Here is a 4321-nt window from a genome sequence, read left to right on the forward strand (position 1 = left end):
TATCGCCCTGACTCGTAGCTGGTGGTGGCGTCGTACCCTAGTCGGCCACCGACCTGCGATGTTCTTCGTTGAAGGACACCGAACACTGACTACTATGCCTGCCGCTGAACGCTCTGTCAGTCGTCATTATGGGGGACAAAATCGCCCATTTCCGACCGCATCGCACCGAGCTGTCCCCCGTCTGAGGGAGACGAACCGGGAACTCCGCCCACGAGGGGCACGGAGTGCGTCGGGACCCAGGGGTACATGCTCGCTCGCACCGAGCGGTGCGCGCAAGCCCCGGGGCGTCCTAGCGGAGCGAACGGCTCCAGGCGCCGGCCCCGTGCTCGAGCGGTCGACGGAGCCCCCGAGCGGACGCGTCCCACCCGGACCGCGGCGACACGGTGACCTCGGGTCGGCCGAGCGAGGCGGCCTCGTCGGCCTGCCGCTGCAGGACGGCGATGACGGCGGCGAGCTCCTCGGGTGTGGGCTCGCCGGACACGACGCGCACGTCGGCGGCGGCGGAGGCCGCACGCTCGGCGGGGACGGCGGGGACGGCAGCGGCGTGGCGGCCCATCAGCGTGCGCCCGTCACAGCGGGATGTTCCCGTGCTTCTTGGGCGGCAGCGTCGCACGCTTCCCGCGGAGGGCCCGCAGCGCCTTGATGACCGAGACGCGCGTCGCGTGCGGCTGGATGATCCCGTCGAGCTCGCCGCGCTCGGCCGCGAGGTACGGGGAGGCCACGTTGTACGTGTACTCGTTCGCCAGCTTCGCGCGGACGGCGGCGACGTCCTCGCCGGACTCCTCGGCACGCTTGATCTCGGCGCGGTACAGGATGTTGACGGCGCCCTGACCGCCCATGACGGCGATCTCGGCGGTCGGCCACGCGAGGTTGATGTCGGCGCCGAGCTGCTTCGAGCCCATGACGATGTACGCGCCGCCGTAGGCCTTGCGGGTGATCACGGTGACGAGCGGCACAGTGGCCTCGGCGTAGGCGTACAGGAGCTTCGCGCCACGGCGGATGACGCCGGTCCACTCCTGGTCGGTGCCGGGCAGGTAGCCGGGCACGTCGACGAGGGTGAGGATCGGGATGCCGAAGGCGTCGCAGAACCGGACGAAGCGCGCGGCCTTCTCGCCGGCGTCGATGTTCAGCGTGCCGGCCATGGCCTGCGGCTGGTTCGCGATGATGCCGACCGTGCGGCCCTCGACCCGACCGAAGCCGATCAGGATGTTCGGCGCGAAGAGCGGCTGCACCTCGAGGAACTCACCGTCGTCGACGACGTGCTCGATGATCGTGGTGACGTCGTACGGCTGGTTCGTCGAGTCCGGGATGACGACGTCGAGCTCGCGGTCGGCGTCCGTGGTCTCGAGCTCCGGGGCCACGTCGTACGCCGGCGCGTCGGACAGGTTGTTGTCCGGCAGGAAGCCGATGAGCGAGCGGGCGTAGTCGAGCGCGTCGGTCTCGTCCTCGGCGAGGTAGTGCGCGACGCCGGAGACGGCGTTGTGCGTCTGCGCGCCGCCGAGCTCCTCGAAGCCGACGTCCTCGCCGGTGACCGTCTTGATGACGTCCGGGCCGGTGACGAACATGTGGCTGGTCTTGTCGACCATGATCACGAAGTCGGTGAGGGCGGGGGAGTAGACCGCGCCGCCGGCCGCCGGGCCCATCACGATCGAGATCTGCGGGATGACCCCGGACGCCTGCGTGTTGAGGCGGAAGATCTCGCCGTACTTGCCGAGCGCGACCACGCCCTCCTGGATGCGGGCGCCGCCCGAGTCGAGGATGCCGATGATCGGCACGCCGGTCTTCAGCGCGTGCTCCATCACCTTGATGATCTTCTCGCCGGCGACCTCGCCGAGCGAGCCGCCGAAGACGGTGAAGTCCTGCGCGTAGACGGCGACGTTCCGGCCGTGGATGGTCCCGACGCCGGTGACGACCGCGTCACCGTAGGGGCGCTTGGACTCCATGCCGAAGGCGTGGGTGCGGTGCCGCACGAACTCGTCGAACTCGACGAACGAGTTCTCGTCCAGCAGCTGCTCGATGCGTTCGCGCGCGGTGCCCTTGCCCTTGGCGTGCTGCTTGGCGATGGCGGCCTCGCCCGCGGCGGTCACGGCTTCGTGGTACCGCTCGCGGAGGTCGGCGAGCCGTCCGGCCGTCGTCGAGAGATCGGGGGTGTCTCCTGAAGTCACCCGCTCACCCTACCGGCGGTGACGGCGGGGCCGGTTGGAGGTCCCCCACGGTTCCTGCCCGTAGATTTGCTGCATGTCCACACCCGTGCCGTCGACGTTCCCGCTGACCCGAGCCGTCGTCGAGGCCGCCGGCGCCGTCCTCACCGAGCCCGCGACGACCGGGTCCACGAACGCCGACCTGCTCGCCGTCGCGTCGACCGAGCCGCACGGCAGCGTGGTGGCGACGCTCGACCAGACGGCCGGACGCGGCCGGCTCGACCGGAGCTGGACGGCCCCGGCCGGCGAGACGCTCGCGGCGAGCCTGCTCGTCCGCGCCGACCTCGACGACCGTGACCGCGGGTGGTTGCCGCTCGTCGCCGGGGCCGCGATGCGCGACGCGATCGCCGCGGAGCTGGGCGTCCCCACCGAGCCGGGCCGCGCCTCCGGGCCCGCACCCCGTGTCGCGGTGAAGTGGCCGAACGACGTCCAGGTCGACGGCCGCAAGGTCTGCGGCATCCTCTGCCAGGTCGCGGACGACGGCAGCGTCGTCGTCGGCGCCGGGGTGAACCTCACCATCCCCGCCGACCGGCTGCCGACCCCGACCGCGACCTCACTCGCGCTGCAGGGGGCGCCAGGCTCCGCACCGGAGCTCGCCGACCGCGTGCTGGCCGCGTTCCTCCGCGCGGTCCAGGAGGCCGTGGTCGCCCTGGTCGCGGGCGGTGACGACGCGGAACGGGTCCGGTCCCACGTCCGGTCGGCCTGCGGCACGATCGGGCAGCGCGTCCGCCTCGAGCTGCCGGACGGCACGACCTCCGAGGGCGACGCGACCGGGATCGACGACGAGGGTCGGATCACGATCCGGGATCGAGCGGGCGTCTCCAGGGGCGTCGCCGTGGGGGACGTCACCCACCTGCGGTATGCATGACGGCATGACCGACGAGCCGTCGCCCGAACGCGTGGTCGCGCGGCTGCGGCCGCACGCGCGCCGGCTGGTGCGACCGGCGGTCTTCGTGGTGCTCGTCATGCTCGCCGGCGGGTTCGGCTTCGGTGTGTTCCGTGCCCAGCTCGCGTGGCTGAACGCGGTGGTGGCCGGCCTCGTCGTACTCCTGGTGTTCCTCGGCGGGGCGATGCCGCTCTTCCGCTGGATGTCCGAGCGCTACGTCGTGACCACCCGGCGTCTGGTCGTCGTGCACGGCCTCGGGACGCGCACCCGGCGGGAGCTCCTGCACTCGCGGGGCTACGACGTGACGGTGCGGCGCCGCGGCCTGCAGGGGGTGTTCCGGTCCGGGGACGTCCTCGTGTTCCCCGGGGACGAACCGGCACTGGTGCTCGGTGACGTCCCGCACGCGGACCTCGTCGTCGCGGTCCTGCACGACCTCGTCGAGGCGCACGAGGCACGGCGCCGGCACCGCGAACCCGACTGGGACGAGATCGTCGGCGGCGCCGACCGCCCCCGCTGGGGCGACGTCCGCCCCTGACGGTTCCCCGGCGACGGGCGCTGTGCACCCGAAGTCCACCGAGACTCCGGTACCGTCTTCGTCGTGCGTATCTCTGTCATCGGCTGCGGTTACCTCGGTGCCGTGCACGCCGCCTCCATGGCCAAGCTCGGGCACGACGTCGTCGCGGTGGACGTCGACCCGTCCAAGATCGAACGGCTCGCCGCGGGCGAGGCCCCGTTCTTCGAGCCCGGTCTGCCGGAGATCCTGCGCGAGGCGCTCGCGTCCGGTCGCATCCGCTTCACGACCGACATGGCCGAGGTCGCCGGTGCGCGCGTGCACTTCCTCGCCGTCGGCACCCCGCAGGGGCCGACCGGTGCCGCGGACCTGACGTACGTCGACGCCGCGGTCGCGGCGCTGACGCCGCACCTGTCCGCGGGCGAGTTCGTCGTCGGCAAGTCCACGGTCCCGGTGGGCACCGCGGCGCGCCTGGCCGCCGAGGTGTCCGAAGCGGTCCCCGGTGCGACGCTGGTGTGGAACCCGGAGTTCCTCCGCGAGGGCTTCGCGGTGCAGGACACGATCAGCCCGGACCGCTTCGTCTACGGCGTGCCGGACGGTGCCGCCGGACAGGCCGCCGTCGACGTCCTCGACGAGGTCTACGCCGAGGCCCTGGCCGCCGGCACGCCGCGGCTCGTGGTCAACCTGCCCACGGCCGAGCTGGGAAGATCAGCGCGAACGCGT

At 72.3% G+C, this 4321-nt stretch carries 5 protein-coding genes; 3 read left to right on the top strand and 2 right to left on the bottom strand.

From position 1 onward, the window contains the following. Positions 1–289: 289 nt before the first annotated feature. Positions 290–556, bottom strand: coding sequence for an acyl-CoA carboxylase subunit epsilon (locus tag I5E_RS17625; RefSeq protein ID WP_022908149.1), 267 nt, complete (start codon positions 554–556; stop codon positions 290–292). A gap of 13 nt (positions 557–569) precedes the next feature. Next, positions 570–2165 carry an acyl-CoA carboxylase subunit beta gene (locus I5E_RS17635; protein WP_022908150.1) on the bottom strand — a complete coding sequence of 532 codons (1596 nt, stop codon included), beginning with the start codon at positions 2163–2165 and terminating at the stop codon, positions 570–572. A gap of 73 nt (positions 2166–2238) precedes the next feature. On the opposite strand from I5E_RS17635, the gene I5E_RS17640 reads away from it, so the two are divergent. The 3 genes from I5E_RS17640 to I5E_RS17650 form a co-directional block, all read left to right on the top strand. Continuing rightward, complete coding sequence (locus I5E_RS17640; protein WP_031263082.1) at positions 2239–3069, top strand: biotin--[acetyl-CoA-carboxylase] ligase; 831 nt, start codon at positions 2239–2241, stop codon at positions 3067–3069. Between the two features lie 4 nt (positions 3070–3073). Further along, positions 3074–3622 (top strand): PH domain-containing protein, encoded by a 549-nt coding sequence (locus I5E_RS17645; protein ID WP_022908152.1) that lies wholly within the window; start codon positions 3074–3076, stop codon positions 3620–3622. Positions 3623–3685: 63 nt separating this feature from the next. After that, positions 3686–4321, top strand: a 636-nt coding sequence (locus I5E_RS17650) for an NAD(P)-binding domain-containing protein (protein WP_022908153.1), incomplete at its 3' end; no start/stop codon positions are given.

The organism is Curtobacterium sp. B18 (genome assembly GCF_000333375.1).
GTDB lineage: Bacteria > Actinomycetota > Actinomycetes > Actinomycetales > Microbacteriaceae > Curtobacterium.